We start from the raw sequence: 20,116 nt of genomic DNA, 5'->3' as shown, positions 1-20,116 counted from the left end.
AGCTCTCTGCCCTATGCCATCCCCAACTCAATCCGCTTATCAATACCAACTTCTTCAATAAAATGGGTATCGTGTGCGATAATCAGCATGGTACCACTGAACTGCTTCATAGCCCCGGTGAGCACCTCCTGGCTGTAAACATCCAGATTATTGGTGGGTTCATCCAGAATCAGCAAGTCAGGTGTATGGTTACTTACAGCCAGGCAACACAGCACCAGTTTCATCTTCTCGCCTCCACTCAATCCTTCACATTTCCTGTCCCACGTCTCCCGCTGAAACTGGTGATAATGCAAGAGCATTTTCAGGTCATGCTCAGGCAAAAGTCTGGAATTAAACTTTTCTGCCTGCTCAAAAACCGTAAGCTTATCGTCAATTATCGAATAATGTTGGTCTATGTACAGATACTGAAAATCTGCCCGGTAAATCTCTCCGGCACAAGGTTCAAGCATGCCTGTCATCAGTTTCAGCAGGGTGCTTTTACCTGTACCGTTATTCCCTTCAATTCTTACCCTGTCGCCCGAGCGAATCTGAAACGACAAAGGCTGCGGCCACAACAACGACTCACCGTACCCGAAGTTCACCTCCTTTGCCTCAATCAGAATTTTGCCTTTGTGTAAGTCCGACTTCCTAAGGTCTATTTTTAGCACCTGCCGCTCCTGTATCCTGCTTCTGATTTCCTTTAGACTTTCACCTATTTCACCTATTTTTTCCTGATGGGTATCATTTATTTTTGCCGAACTCACTTCTGCTTTACTTTTCAGATTCCCTGCCACAATCTTCGGCAGGTTCTGTTTTTGCCCATGCGCTTTCCCCTTCACTTCCTGTTTCCTTCGTTGTTCGGCTATATCTCTCGCCTTCTGCTGCGCTTGTTTCAGCGATTTTTCCTTTTCATCGCGCTGCGCTTCAAGGGCTTCCAGCTGGCCCTCTTTCTGCGCTTTATAGAAATCATAATTACCTCCGAACACTTCAACACCCGATCTGCTTAGTTCCAGCGTCACTTCCATCATGTTCAGCAGCGTTCTGTCGTGGCTTACAACCAGAACCGTCTCCTTGCTTTTGCCGATGAAATCATACAACAACCTGCGACTGAAAGCATCCAGATGGTTCGAGGGCTCATCGAGCAGCACAACCTGTGGCTCGTGAATCAGAATACCGGCCAGAAACACCTTGGTTTTCTCGCCTCCGCTTAACCGGTGCATGGGCTGCCTGAGCGATACATGTTGCAGATGCCAGTAGTCAAATGCCTGTTGCACCCTCTCTTCAATTGTCCAGTCGTCGTCTAGCGCCGTAAAATTCTCTGCGGAAGCATCCCCCCCTAAAATGGCTTCATAGGCATCCAGCTTTTCGGCAATGCCCAGGGTTTCTGCCACCGTGAACGCATCATATTGCCCCAGATGCTGTGGTACATAATAAGGTCTTTCGGCAGGTATCGCTTCACCTGCCCATGCCGGTAAATGCCCGGCTATTATTCGTAAAATGGTAGATTTACCAGTTCCGTTATTACCGACCAGTGCAGCCTTTTGCCCTCTGCCCACCGAAAAGCTGATGTTTTCAAACAGCATTTCCCGATCGGCATGACGGTATGCTAATGAGTTTACCAGTATACTCATGAATAAAATAATGTAAATGTGAAGAATAGACCATAACCAGACACGCAAACCGGGTTTGCTGTCAGAAAGCCAGATGGCCAACATGATAAAATGGTATTACATGGATTACTAAGTTGGTTAACAACACCTGTGCGGAGCCATCAACGGATTGACAATTGGTTTATCAAAACATTCCTTTCCGGAATCATCAGAGCAAGGCGCTCTTCACTTAGTATCTTACATTACTTGCAGGTTTAATTACGTTGCAAAGATACGGTATTGTTTTGGTTTGCGCAAATACAGGTTTGCAGGTTCGATAATCTGGTAGAGCCGTATTGCAATACGGCTTATCGACAAGCTTGTTTTTTTGTAATAATTCTTGAAGATAATCTATAGGTTAAGATTGCCCATCTGAGACCCATAGCAATGTGTCTCTATCATAACAATTCATTACATTTTTCCTCAGAACAACCAGCCTATAATAGCTGGCCCCCAGTAAAATTTGGTAAAGAAGTAAGTACCCAACAGCAAGAAGGCAGTCATCACAAATAAGATAACAATAAAAACCAGATTCAGTACAACTGAATTACGGCGTTCGTTTCTGGCACGTATAAATATTTCGGCCACCAACAGGTTAGGAATATAAAAGAAGAAGTCCATCACGTAATCAAAAGGCCCGTTGAATGCCGACGTATGTCCGGCTTTATCGGCCAGCAAAAACCAGAACCCATAGTCCATGCGGTATAACCACGAGCCAATGGCCAGCGCATACAAGCGCAAAGCCCAGGCACGATGCGTTTCGCTTCTTCCGGCCACGGCATGCCGGTACGTTTCAACTGCACAGACAAACATCAGAATGCCATACAAGGCAAAGCCGATGTCCATCACCGTACCACCAATAGTACCTTTGGCAACAATAAAAACCATACCCCCCACAGCAGCCAACAAGCAGGCCACTACATATACCCGCCCTATCCATCTATGAACAGCAGGATACTTGATTCTGATACCGTCAATCAACTGTATACTCCCCAATACCAGAATAATTCCTCCCATGGCAAAATGCACCCCTATACCGGTAGTAGCTGCCGAAGCCCCTCTGGAATAAATACCGGGCAGCATATCATTCCACCGCTCCAGATTACCCTGATACAAGGCCGCCGCATAAAAGGCCAGAATATACAGTCCGAAAAGCCCGGCGCTTGTCCAGACAGTAACAACCAATAAAAAACGCATCCAGTGTAAAACTGATGCTATTCTCTTCTCAGATTTAGAGATGGATAAAGTATTTGTGGCTGACATAGTGAGGGCTGTGTCGGTTTATGTTCAGGTAATTCAGACTTATAGTCAATCAGCTATAGTTCACATCATTGCATATCTGCTTACTGATATAACACAAAGAAAGACTATAAATTCGGCACAAATATAATTTAAAAGCGTGTTTTCACAATGAACCGTATAACTAAAGTATCGAAATAAACGCTATTCTGGGTTATAAAACTACAAACTACATTTCACCCTAAAACCCTCTGCCACGCGCCCCATGCCCTCAGCCAACAAACCGCCTGTTCGGAGCTTTGGGGTCGAAGGTTACTACATTGAAGCGGTCGTATATTCGGCTGGCGGCGGCTTCGCCGTAGAGGGCAGCCAGTTTTTCAGGTGTTTCAGCATTGGAGATCAGATGCACCCTGATATCCGGATGGTCGTAAAGCTCCATCAGTATTTTTTCTACCACATTTACGGGCGTGGTCTTATATGATTCCCCGCGAACATTCACCATGAGTTGTTCCCGGCCTATTTCTTCAATCAGCAAGTCGTATCTCGTAAAACCGTATATGTTTTCATCAGCAGCAACCGGTTTCTCAGTCAGAATCCGCTCCATGGTCTGTTCCGGATTATTTACATAGCTCTCTACAATTTCCTGCGCCTTCACGATCCGGAAAGAAGCCAACGGATTATCCTGAAAAGCTGCCAGCAGTGTCGACTTACCCGTACCCACTCTGCCGAGCAGACAAATACCTTTGTTTCTGTCCATCACAGAGCCTGTGCCCGAATGAAAATACCCCAGACATAACTCAAAGGCTTTGATACAATAATTATCGAGCCTGAATTTCCTGCCGGGGTTGCGTTCCTGCACCAGTCTGTCCAGATTCACCAGTATCCTGCTTTTGAAATCATCCGGCGATACATTCCTCATCGCCTTAATCTGTGTATCTCTCAGCTCGAATTGCCTTTGAGCACTTTCTGCGGCTTCCCGCTTTTGTTGCTTTTTCAGATATTCAAATGCCTTAGAGAAATACTCGCTCGTCAGCCGGTCGGCCAGCGCTTGTACAAATTCCTGCTGCATGGTTTCATTCAGCTTAGTTGTATGCTCATTTTGGGTCAGCACCGGAAAAATCGCCCTGAACAACTCATCCTGCAAAGGTCTGAACTCCCTTTCCTGAAATTCGGCGTAAGACTCCGTCTGCTCCCGGTTCAACAACGGAGTCGTCGTTAACTGACTCTTCGACAATCTGTCGACCGGTCGTCTTTGAGGTATTACGTTTTCCATTTTTGTCAATCAGATTAGATTTATAGTAAGGCAGCCAGTACATAAAGTTCTCGCGTGCATTACTCATGTCTTTCCAGTTTTTTTCTTTGCCCAGCCCAAACTTTACCTCCACAAAGTTTTCTACTGCCTTGCCATATTCTTCCGGCTTAATCTCATTGTTTTTGGCGGCCATCTTACAAATTTCACTGTCCATCAAATCGGCCTTCAGTTGCTCTTTGGTAAAGGTTCCGGCAACATGCTTTGCCGCTTGCATCCGGTTTTCTTCCACAAAATGAAGAGGTTCAATATCTGCGACCATAGATGCCGGCTTCGGGGCAGGTGTCAGCTTGGGTGTCAGATTCTGCTGCTCCGGCTCATCAGATGTATTGAACAGAGGTGTTTCGGAACTATACTTCTTCGGCGAACCTGTTTTCTTATTCATAATTTCCGGTTTCCCTTTCATCCATGCTTCCGGTGGCAGAATCTGATACCTTGTCTTGTTGCCATGTCCTTTGCCCCCCGGCACAAAATCTATTAACCCGGCCTGTTTCAGACGGTTACGCGAAGTCTTCATCGTATTGATGCTCATCCCGACATTGACAGACACTCGTTTGTCTGAATGCCAGAATTCATTTATCCAGCCCAAACCATTTGCCGTTTTTATCAGATAAAAATAGAGTTTGGTTTCCCAACCCGTAAATTGAACACCGTCATCCAGACGCCAGAAATGATTAATCAGGTCAATATAATTCATCACACCTTGGTTATTGTCTTGCACTGAGGCTGTCTGAACCCTGATTCATCTGCTTGAACTGATTCCATTGATTATACCTCGCATAGTAGCCGATTCTGCCATAATACATAGCAGCCTCCCCGTGCATGCTCTGTCGGCTTCATGAAATCAAAACAATCAGGTTACCAGTGTTCAGGGCCAACTCAGTCATCCAGCAGCTCTATCTCTACCACATTCTTTACATAGACCGTTGCGACAGCCAGGCGGACCTCCCGAACGATTTTCCCCACTTTGCCTGAACAGACAAATTCCTGCTGAATATTGATTTTGTGCAAGCCGCTATTGGTTTCATCCGGAATCACGTCTTGTATCTTCCCCTTGATAACCAGCTTATTTCTTTGGATAATTTTCACGTTACGAAACAGCATCAGTTCGAAATCAGCAGGTTGGTAGTTACGAAACAGAGTCATAATTATATTGATTGGAGTTTAACAAAAGGTTAATTGATGGCCGGTCCTTATGCTGAAATCAAACCGGGAAGCGATTGTCACGGGCAAAAGATTGATTCAAAAAAGGCAGATGTTTCCACCCCTTATCTCTATACGCACAGCAAAAGTATAGCGATAAGCCGCGGCTGTTGCCGGTAAAATCTACCGGCTTTGCTTACATGATTTCATAAAATCTGTAATTGTGCTCTTCAATGTTTTAATTCATGGCTATAGTTTATTTTCAATATTATCTTATTCATTTGGTTACTCGCCTATTTGTTTTAAACCTGATAAAAACACCTCCTTCAAAATGAAGGAGGGTTTCTCTTCATCGTTCCTAAAACTAATGTATAACCTAAACTACCTTTGCAACCTTAAATCGGGTTAAAAAATACCTCCCCCAAACGGGGGAGTATTTTCATCGTCCTATCTATTCTAACCCTAAAAACAAAATATCATTCGGTCGTCTTTTCAGCGGTCTGGTAAAAATGCCCCTCCAAACGGAGGGGATTTTCAGACCTATTAAACTTAACTAACCGTATTCTTTCAGAAATACCTCCTCCAGCCGGAGGAGGATTTAAATCAAACACACGCGTCAAATCTGACATGTCTTTTTAATCACAGCTATCTCTTTATCGCTTGCGCAGCTCATGTTTCCATCATCTGCCATGCGTCATTGGCACATGCAACGGCCTCCTGAATATACCTGTAAACCTCTCTTGCGGTAGTTTCGGCAGTAAACTTCAGTATCACTTCCCCTAAAACAGGTGTCTCGCCGGGTGGTGTCCGGGCATCGCCTTTGTCTCTGTCAAAACCACTAATAAAACCGCACATCAGTGTATTGCTATTCACCTGAAAACCGAATCCTTCAGGTGATTGCTCAAACTCATCGTTAATCAGCAGTGCCATTTCTGCCCAGTGATTAATTCTCTGCTGCAACCGGTGCGAGGCAGTAAAATGGTGGTTAGCCTCACACTCGCTTTTTCGTTCGGGTACTCCACCGTCTTTCAGTACATATACCCGGCAAGTTTCATTGGCACTTTGCACCTCTACAGGTATTTCAATACCTGGTCCGCTATTTTCGCTCCCCCTCTCCATATCATCTCTTTGTGCGGCCACTCATTTGCCTGTAAGCGGTCTGCCGTGGCAGACCGGCTCTGCGGCATTCAGCAGCCGGATAAACCCGGCTGCCATTACTATTACGTTATCTGTTGTGTGAATTCAGAGCAAAAAGGCTGAATTTTTTAAAATTTTTATTGCACATTTACGTATTTTCAGTATTTTTGTTGAAAAATATTTACTAATTCGTAAAATGATGAACAAAATTAACGAACATGTTCGTATTATACAAGTAAATATACAAATAAATTTTATTTTTTAAACGGAACACACATCATGAGCATAGGCATCCCTTTGGTAAGCGGAACAGAAATAAGGAGTTTCCGTAAGAAAAATAAGCTCTCACAGACAGAGTTCGCCGAACTTGTTGGTGTTTCCATGAGAGCCGTGCAGTTGTGGGAAAGTGGCGACAGGAATGTGTCCAGCCTGGCAGAGCGAACAATCAAAGAAGTTTTTCTCAGTTATAAAAAACCGGTAGAGCAAAGCGGTAACAAGAATAGAAACGTTCATAATTTTGTTAGCAATGAAAACGGCGACCTGATCGTGCAGGCACCTTTACTTACTTCTGAAGCCTTTGCGCGGTACCTCGACGAAATCAGCGAAGCAGGCGCTTTCCAGTCGGAAGAGATGGTGCCTTTTATGGTAGACAAAATAGAAAGGGGTAGTTTCATTGCATTCCGTATTTCGGGAGACAGCATGAATGGTGGCTTGATTGACGACACCCCCGACAGAGCCATTGTGCTGGGCAAAGAGCAGCCGATGGATTTATGGATGGATGGTTTCGGCGAATCGAAATTCGGATGGGTTATACTCACCAAGCGGAACGTATTATTTAAAGATATTGTGGCTTTCGACAAAGAAACGGCTACCATTACCTGCCACAGCCGCAATGACAGCCCCGAATACGCTGATTTTAAACTATCTTTGAACGACGTGCACAAGATTTTTAAGGTAATTAAACGGTCTTTTTGAGGATAACCTATAACAATGATACTGACTCTTATTTCTAAGAGTTGTTTTTATCAGACAAAACAAACTGCCGGATAATCGAAATCCATCAACTATCCTCATTTTTTTGTTTTTTCATTGCCGGCATTCATTAACTTTGCTGTTAGTATAACCAAAACTTAACTAACATGCAATCTGATAAAAGTCAGGAGGTGACCCGGCGTTTCTTCGAAATTCTGGACGAACTCGTGGAGATGGGTCATATTCACTTCATGAACGATTTCTATACAGAAAACAACATCAACAGCCGCAATATTTACCAGCTTCGCAAAGACCATAGCCGCGATATTCTGCAACTCGAGTGGCTTACCATTCTAATAGAGAAATACAAGGTATCTGGCGATTACCTGCTGGCCGGTAAGGGCAAAAAATACAAAAAACCATTGGCATACATTGAGCGCCCCAAACGCCGTAAATACACCAAGCATAAGCTGCCTATGGCTACAGGTGTCCAGGTATAACAAACCATAACCAATTAAACGAAGAAAAACTATGAGCAATCAACCAACAAAAATTACTGTATCAGCCACAGTAAACGCCCCTATTGAAAAAGTTTGGAAGTACTTCAATACGCCGGAGATAGTAATGCAATGGAACAACGCATCAGAAGACTGGCATACGCCCAAAGCAGAAAACGATTTGCGCGTTGGTGGTGAGTTTGTATACACCATGGCCGCTAAAGACGGAAGCTTCAGCTTTGATTTTGGCGGTGTATATGATAACATTCTTGAAAATCAGATAATAGAATATACCATGGCCGACGGCAGAAGAGTAAGTGTTATCTTCAACGATAAAGATGGTACTGAAACCTACGTAGAAGAAACTTTTGACGCTGAAAACCAAAATCCCATAGAAATGCAACAATTGGGCTGGCAGGCCATACTAAACAATTTTAAAGCCTATGCAGAAGGGAATTGAGGTACAGTTGAGTGAATGAGCGAATTAGTGATTTAGTGATTGAAAAATTACAGAATTTGATGCGTGCGAATGACATTTACTGATTGAAGCAATGAGTGATTGAGCGTAAAGCGAGTGTTTACTAAATGAGTGATTTATTACAATGCATTAATCACTCATTCACTAAATCACTAACTCACTCATTCACTAAATCACCCAATCGCTCATTTCTTCCCCTCTGCCTTTCTGGCAACTACACGGTAGGTATTATTAATATGTATGGTGTCTCCCTTAATGCATACCTCATTGCCCACTTCCCAGCGTTTAAATTCCGCTCCCATATTCGGTATCGAGAAAATAGCCTCAAAGGTCTCTCCCTTTTCATCTTTCAACGTAGCCACATAGCCATCCTTCCCGTTTTCAATACTTTCAATCACGCCGGTGTATCCATCAGAATCCGCACAGGTAATGGCAGTTATCAGTGTGAGTATCAATAAAATTGCTGTAATGGTTCTCATGCCCTGTTTGTGTTTATAAGGTTTGCCATATAAGAACGGCTATGGTAACGCGTTTGTTTTGAATTAAACTTAAAAACGCATGTCTTGCTGAATATCCAATCAGTCGTTTTATCAATCATTCTCTGAACGGTACTCAGCCAAAATAGCTATTCAACCTTTATAGCAATAGTATATTTATCATTCACTAAATCACCAATTCACTAAATCACTAACTCCTCCTACCCCAGCACCCTGAATACCAGATCTTCCAGATAAGCCGCTACGTAGACCGAGGCATCCTCATCGGTTTTTACGTCGGTCAGTCTTTTGAGATGTGAGCTAAAAAACTGCTGGTTATGCGAGGTCTCAATGAGCATACTGCTCAGCGAATGCGGGTATGGATATTGAGGGTCCAGTTCCAGAATAATATCGGCAATGGTATTGCACAAATCTTTAAACTGTCTGAATACCTGAGCCTGGTTGATTTCGTTAATCTCCTTCACCAGATACACCTTGCTGCTTTCGGTTATCACAATCTGGTTAAGATACGTAATATTATACTTCATTTTGCCTGCATTCTCAGGTAGCTCACGGGTAAGCAGTTGAATCACAGTCTTTATCTTCAACTGAGGGTCAGTTACATTCTTTAACTGAAACATCAGCAGAAATTCCAGATAGCTCCAGTACCAGTTCAGTATATACACCAACAGCAGGTGTTTATTTTTAAAATAACGGTAGATACTCGCCTCGGTAGTACCGATTTCAAATGCCAATTTTTTAAATGTAAAGTGCTCATAGCCTACCTCGTAAATCAGGTCAATAGCCTTTTTAACAATCTGCCGGCCCAATTCACTACTTTCCGGGTCTCTGAGGTATATCTTGTCGTTTACATTAAAATTTAACTGGTATTCCATCGGTGCGAATTTTGAACAAAAATAAAGAAATAATAGTTACTATACAATAAATAATATATTTACATTATTAAATAATAGTAATACTATCATAAAATAAGTTTATTATCTTTGCAGAAAAATTGTTCCAATGGCCGAAACTCATACTATCCATCCTTTTATTAGAATCATAAACCTGCTAAGGCTCGATAAGAAAGATATCAGCTCCCTTTACTTTTATGCCATTCTGTCGGGGATCATCCAATTGGTTATGCCACTCGGTATCCAGTCCATCATTAACTTTGTGATGTACAACACCGCCTCTACTTCATTGATTGTGCTCATCGCGCTCGTTATTATCAGCGTTTTCTTTGCGGGGTTTCTGCAAATCAATCAGATGAAACTAAGCGAAAAAATCCAGCAGAAGATATTCGTCCGTTATGCTTTTTCGTATGCCGAGGTATTACCCAAAATTCGCCCCGAAGCCACCGAAGGCTACTATATGCCCGAGCAGACCAATCGCTTTTTTGATACCGTCAACCTGCAAAAAGGTCTGTCGAAACTCTTGTTAGAAGTACCCACAGCCTTCATTCAGATACTATTCGGTATTTTGTTGCTATCATTCTACCATACCATATTTATTGCCTTCGGCGCACTGTTGCTGCTCATTGTTTATCTCATTTTCAGGCTCAGTTCAGAAAAAGGCCTCGAAACCAGCTTGAAAGAAAGCGATTATAAATACAAAGTTGCGGCCTGGCTGCAGGAAATAAGCCGTACACAGAACACATTCAAGAATTTCGAATACACCCAGTTGAATATTCAGAAAACCGACGAATACACCCAGGGTTATCTTGAAAACCGTACCCGCCACTTTGGTATCCTGAAAACCCAGTACTGGAGCCTCGTGGTATTCAAGGTAGTACTCACAGCGGCCATGCTTATCATCGGTTGCGTGCTTTTGTTGAATCAGCTTATCAATATTGGTCAGTTTATTGCAGCCGAAATCGTAATCATTGCCATCACTGCTTCGGTAGAAAAACTGATAACCAATATCGATGTCGTATACGATGTACTCACTGCCGTTGAGAAGCTCAACAAAGTATTGCAACGGCCAACGGAGTCGAGTGGTAAACTATCGCTCAACAATCAGAAACCGCTACGGGTCGAGTTCAAGAAGGTCAGTTTTTCGTATACCAGCCATTCAACCATTCTTAATAATCTATCCTTCGTGGTTGAGCCCTCCGAAAAAGCCCTGGTGCACAAAACCATTTCAGGAGTTGGTACCAGTACAGTATTGAAACTGATCAGCAATAACCTCACCCAATACAAAGGGCACATACTGATAAACGATGTGCCGATTGATAATTATGAAATGCTGAGTTACCGCAAGAATGTCAATTACCTGAGTGGCCAGAACGAGGTTTTCAACGGCTCTCTCTGGGACAACATCACAATCGGCAACGCAGATGTAAAACCTGAGGCTGTTATGCAGTTAATCCGAGAATTAGGCTTTGACGGATTCATTGAAGAGTTTGAACATGGCTTTGCCACCGAGCTTTTCACCAAGGGCGCCAAATTATCGTCGCATCTCATTCAGGAAATCCTGTTGTTGCGTACTTTTGTTCAGCCTTGCCAGTTACTCGTACTCGACGAGCCATTTAAAGGATTGAGCGCCATGAAGCGACAAAAGGTGGCTGAGTATATAAGCAAATTGCCGATGACCGTCATTGTGTCGTCTGAGCAACCCGAAATCAAATCTCATTTTACAAAAACCATCGAGCTGAAATAAATTACCCATGAAATACTTAGAAACCATTTTCGAAGACCAGGATCTGAGCAAAAAGCCCAAGTCGTTTCGTGATATTTATTTTATCAACAAACAAAGCACAGTAAAATACTGGACCTACTGCCTGTTAGGCTTACTGATACTTGCGGCCTTTTTACCCTGGACACAGAACATCAAAAGTCGCGGAAAGGTAACCACCCTGCGCCAGGAACAACGCCAACAGGGAGTTTACAGCGCCATTACCGGCAGAGTAGTACAATGGTATATAAAAGAGGGCGATATGGTGAAGCAGGGCGATACCATTGCCCGCCTGCAGGAAGTAAAGGTTGAATACCTCGACCCGGGTTTGCTTGATCGCACCCGCCAGCAGATTGTGGCCAAAGAACTGGCGAATCGCAATTATCAGGACAAAGCCAATACTGCCGACGACCAGACTTCGGCCATGACCGAAGCCCAGCGTTTGAAAATAGCCCAGTTGCAAAACAAAATTGTGCAAACCAAAGCTAAAATTCAGGCCGACAGTATGGACATGCTCGCGGCACGCAATGACTTTGCCATAGCCACCGAACAATTGAAACGCCAGAAACAACTCTACGACCAGGGGCTGGTGTCTCTCACCCAATACGAGCAGCGCAATCAGGCCTATCAGAATTCACTGGCCAAGCGTACCGGCAACGAGATTAAGTTCATGAATTCAAAACAGGATTTAATTAACCTATCGCTCGACCTCAACACTGTCACTCAGGAATACATAGAGAAAGTGTCGAAAGTGCGTGGAGAACGCTACCAGTCATTGTCGCAGATTGCATCCGGACAAGCAGATATTGAAAAACTCAAAAACCAGTACGACAGCTATAAACTGCGTAATGAACTATACTTTGTAATAGCTCCTCAGAATGGGCAGGTGACACGGGCCATCAAGGCAGGTTTGGGCGAAATTGTGAAAGAGGGCGAAGAAGTGGCGCAGATTGTACCTGACCACACAGACATGGCCATTGAGATTTTCGTAAAGCCGCTTGATATTACCCTTTTGCAAGACGGTAGTAAGGTAAACGTGATTTTCGACGGTATCCCCGCCATTGTGTTCAGTGGCTGGCCGAAACAGTCGTACGGAACGTTCAGAGGTGTAATAACTGCTATCTCGAATACCGTTGATGCCAGCGGGAATTTCAGGGTACTGGTAAAACCTGACCCCAAAGAACGCCCCTGGCCTAATACCCTGCGGCTCGGCACTGCCACCGATACGTTCATTTTGCTGAAAGATGTACCACTCGGTTACGAAATCTGGCGTAATATCAACGGTTTCCCACCCGAGTACTACGTAGAAGAAAACGCAGGGAAAACCGCCAAAAAATAGAATGAAACAATTGAGCGTCGGTATTTAGCAATAATCAGCATGAATTTTAATCGCTCAGTCACCCACTCGCACAATCACTCAATTAACAGAAAATGCACAAAATACTGCCATATATAGTAATTTTACTGAGTTGTGCGCTACAGGCGCAGGCTCAGGAAAAATTAACTTATGATGAGTTCATTAACGTTGTCAGAAAATACCATCCCGTAGCGCAACAGGCTGCTCTGCAGACCGACATGGCCAGGGCCGAATTACTGAGTGCCCGTGGAGCATTTGAGCCCTCGGTCTATTTCAACAAAAACGAAAAGGAATTCGGCAACAAACATTATTATACTTACCTGACCTCAGAATTGAAAGTACCCACCTGGTATGGAGTCGATTTCAAGGCCGGTACAGAAAACAATCAGGGGCAATATACCGCCACCGAACTCACCAAAGGCCGCAGCAGTTTTGCAGGGGTATCGCTGCCTCTGGCCAAAGGGCTACTGATTGATAAACGCCGTGCAGTGGTGAAACAGGCTCGTGAAATGGTGGCGTATTCTGACGAAGAGCGCCGCCTGATGCTCAACGAATTGCTTTATGAAGCAACAGGCGCTTACTACGAATGGCAGAATTCTTTTTTTCTGAAATTACTGGCCGACAGCCTATTACAGGTAAATCAACGACGCTACGAATTCATCAAAAGCGGTTTTACATTAGGCGACAGACCAGCCATTGATACTGTAGAGACACTCACACAGTTGCAGAGTTTTGAATTTTTGCAGGCAGAAACCCAGCAGGCACTCAATAATGCCAGTATAGAACTCGGAAATTTTCTATGGAAAGACAACCAGCAGGCTTACCAATTACCTGCTTTTGTAACGCCTGCTGCCATGCAGGTAGCACCCACTCTGCAGGATTTGAGTACCTACCAGAGTTTTGTAGCTACCCACCCCAAACTACAACAGGCGCAAATTAAGACCAACGTACTGGGCATTGAGAAACAGCTCAAGTTCCAGAGCTTGCTGCCCACCTTTAATGTGCAGTATAATCTGTTGAACAAAGACTATACCTTTTTTGCCGACCCCAACCTGTTTCAGAATAATTACAAATGGGGCTTTACGGTGGGTATACCCTTATTTTTGCGAGAGGCCCGTGCCGAATATCGCAAGGCCAACCTCAAAATAACTCAGCAAACCTGGGAGAACCGCCTGCTGTTTACCGAACAGCAAAACAAGGTAAACCGATACTATAACGATGCCGTTCAGCTGCAACGCCAGCTGGCCATCTATCAACAGACAGTTATCAACTACCGACGTATGTACGAGGCCGAACTGACCCGCTTCAACAATGGCGAAAGCAGCCTGTTCTTAGTCAATAGCCGGGAGAACAAACTCTTCGAAGCCCAGCAAAAACTCATCTCGCTACAAACTAAAGTAGCCAAAGCCGTTATCTCTATTGATTATGCAACGGGTAGATTAGGTTTTTAACAACCTTATAACAAAAAACGATGATTTCAGTAGATATGGAATTATTACATAATAATCTATTCGGAATCATCCTTCATACAAAAAAATAAAAGACCTCATCAGTATTCGCACTTCCATCTCAGAGCTATCATTTAATTTACAGTAAATTTACTCCCGACTATTTTTACTTTACTGTGACTATAGATTATATTTGCTTCGTTGAAATCTTGGTTCAAATTTTCAAAAATTAAGACCTTAAATATTTCTTACTTACATTTTCTTACCAACAATGACTTTGCTTGTACTGTACTCTACGATTTACTATTTCTTTATCGTTCCTCTTTTAGCTTTTTCCTTGTGGCTTCTTTTACGATTGCAGGAAACCAAAAACACAAACACGATTATTCTCGGGTTAGTATTCGTTATTCCTGTGCTTGTGAGATTACCATACGTCTTATTTAATTCCGAAATGGATTTGGATGAAAGTCAAATCATGGGGCAGGCCATCGGCCTGAAGAACGGTTTGCTTATATGGAAAGACATCAATCCTACCACTTCAGGCCCGATAAATACCTATGCCTATTATTTATTCTGCCTCATTCTCAATATTCCGCTTAACTATATTTCAGTACATATCCTGTCTTTATTGCTTGATCTAATCATGCTCTTTTTTTTGTTCAAAGCAGGTGAAAAACAATTCGGATTCAGGAAAAGTATATTAGCAATACTGGTAGTGGTTGTAGTGTTGCTCTTAAACCCTAACTCTTATTACACTTTTCTTACCGATAAAAGTGATATTTTCCAATCTGCATTCTTCAAAAATCCTATTTTCCATTATTCAGATTATGGTAATTTTATGAGTGTATTTTTCCATTATACAAGCGAAAAAGTATCAATGGTTATCATAGCTGTTATGTTTTATCTGGTAGCCTCAATCTCCGACAGCAAAAAAACATCACCTGCACAATTATATCTCATAGGCTTTTTAGCTGGCTTTGCAATATTTACTAAGCCTCAGTGCGTCCTAATTACTTCTTTTATTAGTCTTTATGTACTCTATTTGTCCTATAAATTCAAAACGATTAGTTTAACAAAAAATCTATCTTACTACTTTTTTGGCGCTGTTTCATTTCCACTTTTAGTTATCTCGTACCTATATTCCATTGATGGATGGAGTATTTTCAACAGTCAGTTAAAACTCATATTAGACCACCATGGCTTCATAAATGGTATCGTTGGTAATACAGTGCAATTCTTCAGGTCGGTGGGTTTTACATGGGTATTTTTTGCACTTTTTATTTTGTTCCTGATTAATTATTCACACAACCTGAAAGCCAATCCAGACTTCTTCTGGTTTCTTGTCGGATTATCTGTAATCTCAATCTACTCAATTTGCAAGCCCGGAAGATTTTATGGCCATTATTATCTTTACCTCCTGCCTTTAATTTTCTATTTCAGTATTTACTCCATTTATAATAAAACCTATAAGTTGAATACTGTTTTAATGCTCGCCATACTAATTTCATACATTGGCCTGGACCGTACTCACCGCAGATTAAATTCTTTAGAAAGTATTGAAGCAAGTATAACACTGCAAAAACATCCCCTATCTGAAACTATTAACAGACACAAAAAACCAAATGATAAAATGGCCATCTGGGGGTATACCCCCCATTATTTTGTAGAAACCCAATTACCTCAGGCTACATCGCAAAACCACGTTACAACTTATATTAAAACAGGCAAGTATAGGATGTTCTTTCGGCAGGAATATATGAATGAGATTATCAGAAACAAACCCGCCTTCTTCCTCGAAACAGGATTAACTAATCAGAAATACGAAAATTTTCTACCTTCATTAATACCTTATATTAATCAAAACTATGTACTTTCTGAAATACATGATGGTCACAGGCTATTCATTAGAAAAGACCGCTTGCATTAAAAAAAGATATTAATTAAGAAATGATACTATTTGCTAAAACAAAACAAACGCTATCATGAGAGCTCAACAACACATCATAGAACCGCAACCTGAAAATCATATTGAAAAGCATTTAGTTGCTTTCTTTCAGCTTGTGAAAAAGGGCATTATTGGCATCATCAATTACTTGAAAAAACAATAAAAATACAACCATGTCAACCTGCTGTCAGTTCTGCATAGACTGTAAAAATCACAGAAACTCATTTTTAAATGAATAAACTACAACCTTTTGCTTTGCTCCAAAGAACAAGCTATTATCTAATTATTATCTTCGCGCCCATTCATATACACTATGCCTTTATACGAAAAAATATAGTAATGATTAGTGTTAAAACATTTTTATCCAGGCTTAACAGAAAAGGCCTGATAATGTTTCTGCATGACAGTTCCTATATATTAAAAGCTAGTAATAGTTAATGCCAGCAAATGTATTTGGTAATTAACTTATAATTGATTTCAAGCCGAATAATGACTCTTTAAAAAGAGACACTGGTTTTTCTCTTTCCCTTATCAATCAAATGACTTTACTTGTACTGTACTCTACGATTTACTATTTCTTTATCGTTCCTCTTTTAGCTCTTTCCTTGTGGCTTCTTTTACGAACGCAGGAAACCAAAAACACAAACCGGATTATTCTCGGGTTAGTATTCGTTATTCCTGTGCTTGTGAGATTACCATACGTCTTATTTAATTCCGAAATGGATTTGGATGAAAGTCAAATCATGGGGCAGGCCATCGGCCTGAAAAACGGTTTACTTATATGGAAAGACATCAATCCTACTACATCCGGCCCGATAAACACCTATGCCTATTATTTATTCTGCCTCATTCTCAATATTCCGTCTAATTATATTTCCGTACATTTCCTGTCTTTATTGCTTGATTTAATCATGCTATTTTTTTTGTTCAAAGCAGGTGAAAAACAATTCGGATTCCGAAAAAGTATATTAGCAATACTGGTAGTGGTTGTAGTGTTGCTCTTAAACCCTAACTCGTATTACACATTGCTTATCAACAAAAGTGCTGTTTTGCAATCTGTATTTTCGAAAAACCCTCTTTCACAGTATTCAGATTACGGCAATTTCAGGAATTTGTTTTTCCATTATGCAAGTGAAAAAGTATCATTGACTATCATAGCTGTCATGCTTTATCTGGTAGCCGGAATCTCCGCCAGCAAAAAAACATCAATTGCTCAATTGTACCTCGTAGGCTTTTTAGCTGGCTTTGCAATATTTACTAAGCCTCAGTGTGTCCTAATTACTTCTTTTATTAGTCTCTATGTACTCTATTTGTCCTATAAATTCAAAACAATTAGTTTAACAAAAAATCTATCTTACTACTTTTTGGGCGCTGTTTCATTTCCACTTTTAGTTATCGCGTACCTGTATTGTATTGATGGATGGAGTATTTTCAACAGTCAGTTAAAACTCATGCTAGACCACCATGGCTTCATAAATGGTATCGTTGGTAATACAGTGCAATTTTTCAGGTCGGTTGGTTTTACATGGATATTTTTTGCACTTTTTATTTTGTTCCTGATTAATTATTCACACAACCTGAAAGCCAATCCGGAATTCTTCTGGTTTCTTGTCGGATTATCTGTAATCTCAATCTACTCAATTTGCAAGCCCGGAAGATTTTATGGCCATTATTATCTTTACCTCCTGCCTTTAATTTTCTATTTCAGTATTTACTCCATTTATAATAAAACCTATAAGTTGAATACTGTTTTAATGCTCGCCCTATTAATTTCTTACATTGCCCTCGACCGTGCTCACCGCAGATTAAATTCTTCAGAAAGTATTGAAGCAACTATAACACTACAAAAACATCCCCTGTCTGAAACTATTAACAGACACAAAAAACCAAATGATAAAATGGCCATCTGGGGATATACCCCCCATTATTTTGTAGAAACGCAATTACCTCAGGCTACATCACAAAACCACGTTACAACTTATTTTAAAACAGGCAGGTATAAGTTATTCTTTCGACAGGAATATATGAATGAGATTATCAGAAACAAACCCGCTTTCTTTCTCGATGGAATTAGCAAACCTCATATTTTGGTCCCACAAAAATTCGAAGTGGTTTTGCCTTCGCTGGTTTCTTTCATTAAACAAAACTATGTACTTTATGAAACCTATGAAGGCCGCAGATTATTTATCAGGAAAGATCGGTTAATTAAAAAAAGAGATTAATACTAAAACAACCGCACATCATAGAACCACAACACTAAAAAACAACCGTGCCACGCCTATACTCTGTCGAGAAAGGGCGTGGCACGGTTAAATTCATGCTAATTTTTTACCAAATTCGACAATCCGAAATCGAAAATCGACAATAATAACTATTGCTTTATAATTTTGTAGCTGAATCCCTTATCTCCCTCTCCCAGCACACTTACCTGTATCGTCTTATCGTCCAGTGGTTTGTATTGAATCTTCTTAGGGAAATCGTGCATAGGGTTTTCAAATGAAAATAGAGTTTTTACCTCACGGTTCAGTATAAACGGGATAGTCCGGTTATCGTTCTGGTCGGGCACTCTTGCCTGATACGTTACTTTACCATCTATAACCTTAATGCTCAGGTATTCACTGATAACCTTCTGACCGGCTTTCATTTTATAGCCTTGTCCTTCTAAAGAACTGTCGGCAGCCTTTTTCCAGATTTCATAGTTTTCCTTGTTTTCGGTTTTCCAGGTTCCCTCCAGAAAATGTATATCATGCAGATTGTCTGTCTGTAAGAACGACATCAGCATAATAAGAACAAATGCACTGATAATAGTTTTCATTGTGTTTACTTTTAGAGTTTACAGATAAGGGCGATTCTTCTCACCTGCACAAAATTGCCCGAAAACCCGAAATCAAAATTGTAAAATTGCGACAGTTCATTCGGTGCCGATAAAAAGTGCCGACATTTTCAGATTATCGGCATAAAATTTCTTCGGACTCACCCCCGTAAACTCCTTGAAATCCTTAATAAAATGTGCCTGATCGTAATAATTACCTTCATAGGCTACCGAGGTGAGCTTTTCAAACGATTGCCCAGATAAAATTTTCAAGGCCGATTGCAGCCTGATAATTTTTGACAATTGCTTCGGGCTGAGCCCTATCGCACTGGCAAATTTTCGTTCCAGCTGTCGCCTGTTTACCAGTAAATTATCCGAAAGCACATCAATAGATACCTGCCCTTTCAGTTGTATAATCATTTCTACACTTGACTTTATCAATGCATGCACCGATTCTTCCGTAATCAGCCGATTTATTAAAAATGTTTCTACCAGTTCAATCCTCTCCTTTGTTGCTTGCGCTTGCAGAACTGCTTCTGCCAGTTGAAGGCCATCTACACCGAACAATTCTTCCAGTGGCACGGCCCTGTTTTCCATATTACTGACGGGCATAGTGGCAAAAGCAGTGAAACCCTCTGGCTGAAACCGCACTGAAAAAATACCCGTTTCTCCTGTCGGCTCAATATCCAAAGCCTGGGTTATCTGCCCGAACACAAAGCATTGCGGCTGCACAATAGCGCCGCCATCTTCCAGATACTGTCTGTATAAATCTTTGAAGTGAAAAATCATCTCCATGCAGCCGTCGGGCACGATACGCTGTTTTTGAGGAGCTGCCTCAGCCGGGGCTTCCAGAGTCCAGTAGCATTTAACGTATGCCGACAGTCGGGTATCAGGAGAGAAGGTTTTATAGTTCATTGGGTATCAGCTATTGCAGTAATAAAATTAGCAAATAAGTCTGAATTCCGTTCAGTTAAACCTCGATATCCGGATAAAGAACAA

General features: G+C 41.6%; 17 protein-coding genes. 8 read left to right on the top strand and 9 right to left on the bottom strand.

The features are described 5' to 3' along the window. Positions 1-11 precede the first annotated feature (11 nt). The 5 genes from AC1RRY_RS17835 to AC1RRY_RS17815 all read right to left on the bottom strand — a co-directional run bounded on the left by AC1RRY_RS17835 (position 12) and on the right by AC1RRY_RS17815 (position 6,459). Complete coding sequence (locus AC1RRY_RS17835) at positions 12-1,694, bottom strand: ABC-F family ATP-binding cassette domain-containing protein (RefSeq protein WP_492822105.1); 1,683 nt, start codon at positions 1,692-1,694, stop codon at positions 12-14. Between the two features lie 357 nt (positions 1,695-2,051). Beyond that, positions 2,052-2,891: a DUF2306 domain-containing protein gene (locus tag AC1RRY_RS17830; RefSeq protein WP_492822107.1), complete on the bottom strand. Its 840-nt coding sequence runs from the start codon at positions 2,889-2,891 to the stop codon at positions 2,052-2,054. A gap of 247 nt (positions 2,892-3,138) precedes the next feature. Then, on the bottom strand, positions 3,139-4,140 hold the full coding sequence (locus AC1RRY_RS17825; RefSeq protein WP_492822109.1) for a hypothetical protein: 1,002 nt from the start codon (positions 4,138-4,140) through the stop codon (positions 3,139-3,141). Between the two features lie 915 nt (positions 4,141-5,055). After that, positions 5,056-5,322 carry a hypothetical protein gene (locus AC1RRY_RS17820; protein WP_492822111.1) on the bottom strand — a complete coding sequence of 89 codons (267 nt, stop codon included), beginning with the start codon at positions 5,320-5,322 and terminating at the stop codon, positions 5,056-5,058. Between the two features lie 666 nt (positions 5,323-5,988). Beyond that, positions 5,989-6,459 carry a hypothetical protein gene (locus tag AC1RRY_RS17815; protein ID WP_492822113.1) on the bottom strand — a complete coding sequence of 157 codons (471 nt, stop codon included), beginning with the start codon at positions 6,457-6,459 and terminating at the stop codon, positions 5,989-5,991. A gap of 276 nt (positions 6,460-6,735) precedes the next feature. Between AC1RRY_RS17815 and AC1RRY_RS17810 the strand changes: the two genes are divergently transcribed. From AC1RRY_RS17810 to AC1RRY_RS17800, 3 genes are all read left to right on the top strand, one after another. Then, complete coding sequence (locus AC1RRY_RS17810) at positions 6,736-7,431, top strand: helix-turn-helix domain-containing protein (protein WP_492822115.1); 696 nt, start codon at positions 6,736-6,738, stop codon at positions 7,429-7,431. A gap of 164 nt (positions 7,432-7,595) precedes the next feature. After that, positions 7,596-7,928, top strand: coding sequence for a hypothetical protein (locus tag AC1RRY_RS17805; protein WP_492822116.1), 333 nt, complete (start codon positions 7,596-7,598; stop codon positions 7,926-7,928). Between the two features lie 31 nt (positions 7,929-7,959). Further along, positions 7,960-8,385 carry an SRPBCC family protein gene (locus AC1RRY_RS17800; RefSeq protein ID WP_492822118.1) on the top strand — a complete coding sequence of 142 codons (426 nt, stop codon included), beginning with the start codon at positions 7,960-7,962 and terminating at the stop codon, positions 8,383-8,385. Positions 8,386-8,588: 203 nt separating this feature from the next. Here AC1RRY_RS17800 and AC1RRY_RS17795 read toward each other — a convergent pair whose 3' ends face one another. Both AC1RRY_RS17795 and AC1RRY_RS17790 read right to left on the bottom strand, forming a co-directional pair. Next, positions 8,589-8,882, bottom strand: coding sequence for a hypothetical protein (locus AC1RRY_RS17795; protein ID WP_492822120.1), 294 nt, complete (start codon positions 8,880-8,882; stop codon positions 8,589-8,591). Positions 8,883-9,100: 218 nt separating this feature from the next. Continuing rightward, positions 9,101-9,775, bottom strand: a complete 675-nt coding sequence (locus tag AC1RRY_RS17790) for a TetR/AcrR family transcriptional regulator (RefSeq protein WP_492822122.1) — start codon at positions 9,773-9,775, stop codon at positions 9,101-9,103. A 127-nt stretch (positions 9,776-9,902) separates the two neighbouring features. On the opposite strand from AC1RRY_RS17790, the gene AC1RRY_RS17785 reads away from it, so the two are divergent. The 5 genes from AC1RRY_RS17785 (at position 9,903) to AC1RRY_RS17765 (ending at position 18,527) form a co-directional block, all read left to right on the top strand. Continuing rightward, positions 9,903-11,540 carry a peptidase domain-containing ABC transporter gene (locus AC1RRY_RS17785; RefSeq protein ID WP_492822124.1) on the top strand — a complete coding sequence of 546 codons (1,638 nt, stop codon included), beginning with the start codon at positions 9,903-9,905 and terminating at the stop codon, positions 11,538-11,540. Positions 11,541-11,547: 7 nt separating this feature from the next. Next, positions 11,548-12,894 (top strand): HlyD family secretion protein, encoded by a 1,347-nt coding sequence (locus tag AC1RRY_RS17780; RefSeq protein ID WP_492822126.1) that lies wholly within the window; start codon positions 11,548-11,550, stop codon positions 12,892-12,894. 92 nt (positions 12,895-12,986) lie between these two features. Continuing rightward, positions 12,987-14,363: a TolC family protein gene (locus AC1RRY_RS17775; RefSeq protein ID WP_492822128.1), complete on the top strand. Its 1,377-nt coding sequence runs from the start codon at positions 12,987-12,989 to the stop codon at positions 14,361-14,363. Between the two features lie 268 nt (positions 14,364-14,631). Continuing rightward, complete coding sequence (locus AC1RRY_RS17770) at positions 14,632-16,287, top strand: hypothetical protein (protein WP_492822130.1); 1,656 nt, start codon at positions 14,632-14,634, stop codon at positions 16,285-16,287. Positions 16,288-16,844: 557 nt separating this feature from the next. Beyond that, positions 16,845-18,527 carry a hypothetical protein gene (locus AC1RRY_RS17765; protein WP_492822132.1) on the top strand — a complete coding sequence of 561 codons (1,683 nt, stop codon included), beginning with the start codon at positions 16,845-16,847 and terminating at the stop codon, positions 18,525-18,527. Positions 18,528-18,676: 149 nt separating this feature from the next. Here AC1RRY_RS17765 and AC1RRY_RS17760 read toward each other — a convergent pair whose 3' ends face one another. Both AC1RRY_RS17760 and AC1RRY_RS17755 read right to left on the bottom strand, forming a co-directional pair. Further along, positions 18,677-19,120 carry a DUF6265 family protein gene (locus AC1RRY_RS17760; protein ID WP_492822134.1) on the bottom strand — a complete coding sequence of 148 codons (444 nt, stop codon included), beginning with the start codon at positions 19,118-19,120 and terminating at the stop codon, positions 18,677-18,679. A 96-nt stretch (positions 19,121-19,216) separates the two neighbouring features. Further along, a complete protein-coding gene (locus tag AC1RRY_RS17755; RefSeq protein WP_492822136.1) occupies positions 19,217-20,032 on the bottom strand; it encodes a DUF6597 domain-containing transcriptional factor in 816 nt (271 codons plus the stop codon). Positions 20,033-20,116 lie beyond the last annotated feature (84 nt).

Source organism: Emticicia sp. GW821-FHT11C11 (genome assembly GCF_058808615.1).
Note: the sequence above shows the minus strand (reverse complement) of the source record. Positions and strands in the feature narration are given on the sequence as shown.

What these genes read in the sequence shown, in the direction of transcription:
- AC1RRY_RS17835 (WP_492822105.1), bottom strand. Translation starts at nt 1,694, where the DNA reads ATGTTGGCCATCTGGCTTTCTGACAGCAAACCCGGTTTGCGTGTCTGG.
- AC1RRY_RS17830 (WP_492822107.1), bottom strand. Translation starts at nt 2,891, where the DNA reads ATGTCAGCCACAAATACTTTATCCATCTCTAAATCTGAGAAGAGAATA.
- AC1RRY_RS17825 (WP_492822109.1), bottom strand. Translation starts at nt 4,140, where the DNA reads ATGGAAAACGTAATACCTCAAAGACGACCGGTCGACAGATTGTCGAAG.
- AC1RRY_RS17820 (WP_492822111.1), bottom strand. Translation starts at nt 5,322, where the DNA reads ATGACTCTGTTTCGTAACTACCAACCTGCTGATTTCGAACTGATGCTG.
- AC1RRY_RS17810 (WP_492822115.1), top strand. Translation starts at nt 6,736, where the DNA reads ATGAGCATAGGCATCCCTTTGGTAAGCGGAACAGAAATAAGGAGTTTC.
- AC1RRY_RS17805 (WP_492822116.1), top strand. Translation starts at nt 7,596, where the DNA reads ATGCAATCTGATAAAAGTCAGGAGGTGACCCGGCGTTTCTTCGAAATT.
- AC1RRY_RS17800 (WP_492822118.1), top strand. Translation starts at nt 7,960, where the DNA reads ATGAGCAATCAACCAACAAAAATTACTGTATCAGCCACAGTAAACGCC.
- AC1RRY_RS17795 (WP_492822120.1), bottom strand. Translation starts at nt 8,882, where the DNA reads ATGAGAACCATTACAGCAATTTTATTGATACTCACACTGATAACTGCC.
- AC1RRY_RS17790 (WP_492822122.1), bottom strand. Translation starts at nt 9,775, where the DNA reads ATGGAATACCAGTTAAATTTTAATGTAAACGACAAGATATACCTCAGA.
- AC1RRY_RS17785 (WP_492822124.1), top strand. Translation starts at nt 9,903, where the DNA reads ATGGCCGAAACTCATACTATCCATCCTTTTATTAGAATCATAAACCTG.
- AC1RRY_RS17780 (WP_492822126.1), top strand. Translation starts at nt 11,548, where the DNA reads ATGAAATACTTAGAAACCATTTTCGAAGACCAGGATCTGAGCAAAAAG.
- AC1RRY_RS17775 (WP_492822128.1), top strand. Translation starts at nt 12,987, where the DNA reads ATGCACAAAATACTGCCATATATAGTAATTTTACTGAGTTGTGCGCTA.
- AC1RRY_RS17770 (WP_492822130.1), top strand. Translation starts at nt 14,632, where the DNA reads ATGACTTTGCTTGTACTGTACTCTACGATTTACTATTTCTTTATCGTT.
- AC1RRY_RS17765 (WP_492822132.1), top strand. Translation starts at nt 16,845, where the DNA reads ATGACTTTACTTGTACTGTACTCTACGATTTACTATTTCTTTATCGTT.
- AC1RRY_RS17760 (WP_492822134.1), bottom strand. Translation starts at nt 19,120, where the DNA reads ATGAAAACTATTATCAGTGCATTTGTTCTTATTATGCTGATGTCGTTC.
- AC1RRY_RS17755 (WP_492822136.1), bottom strand. Translation starts at nt 20,032, where the DNA reads ATGAACTATAAAACCTTCTCTCCTGATACCCGACTGTCGGCATACGTT.